2 rRNA genes (1 of these 2 running past the window's edge) are annotated in these 863 nt (G+C 66.2%); both read right to left on the reverse strand.

What is annotated here, in order from left to right:
* Positions 1–15: 15 nt before the first annotated feature.
* A 5S ribosomal RNA gene (rrf, locus tag PHA29_RS10265) occupies positions 16–131 on the reverse strand.
* A 105-nt stretch (positions 132–236) separates the two neighbouring features.
* Positions 237–863, reverse strand: a 23S ribosomal RNA gene (locus tag PHA29_RS10270); it runs 2366 nt beyond the window's last position.

Genomic DNA, 863 nt, shown 5'->3' on the forward strand with positions numbered 1-863 from the left:
GAAACGCCGTCCACCGGTCAGCGGCGCCCTGCTCTCCCACGGGCTTCCCCCGCAGTACCATCGGCGCTGGCCGGCTTAGCTTCCGGGTTCGGAATGGGACCGGGCGTGCCCCGGCCGCCAGAGCCGCTGACCGGTGGGCGGCGTTCCGCCCACCCGGGACGTCCTCCGCGTGCCCTGGGGGCCGCACAGCGAGCCTCGGCCGCCCCATCTTGGGGGCGCGGGACGGGCGGATGGGTGATGAGAAGAGCTCGGGCGATTAGTGCCGCTCGGCTGAGGCCGTCGCCGACCTTGCACCTGCGGCCTATCAACCAGGTGGTCTACCTGGGCCCTTACCGAAAGGAGAACTGATCTCGGGAACGGCTTCCCGCTTAGATGCCTTCAGCGGTTATCCGCGCCGGACGCGGCTACCCGGCCATGCCGTTGGTCGACAACCGGTTCACCGGAGGTCCGTCCACCCCGGTCCTCTCGTACTAGGGGCAGCCTCCCTCGATTCTCCTGCGCCCACGGAGGATAGGGACCGAACTGTCTCACGACGTTCTGAACCCAGCTCGCGTACCGCTTTAAACGGCGAACAGCCGTACCCTTGGGACTTGCTCCAGCCCCAGGATGCGATGAGCCGACATCGAGGTGCCAAACCTTGCCGTCGATGTGGACTCTTGGGCAAGATCAGCCTGTTATCCCCGGAGTACCTTTTATCCGTTGAGCGACGGCCCACCCACTCGGGGCCGCCGGATCACTAGAGCCTGCTTTCGCACCTGCTCGTCTTGTAGGACTCGCAGTCAAGCCCGCTTGCGCTCTTGCACTCAAAAGGACGGTTGCCGACCGTCCCGAGCGGACCTTCGCGCGCCTCCGTTACCCTTTAG

This window comes from Candidatus Collinsella stercoripullorum (genome assembly GCF_027669965.1).
Taxonomy (GTDB): Bacteria; Actinomycetota; Coriobacteriia; order Coriobacteriales; family Coriobacteriaceae; genus Collinsella; species Collinsella stercoripullorum.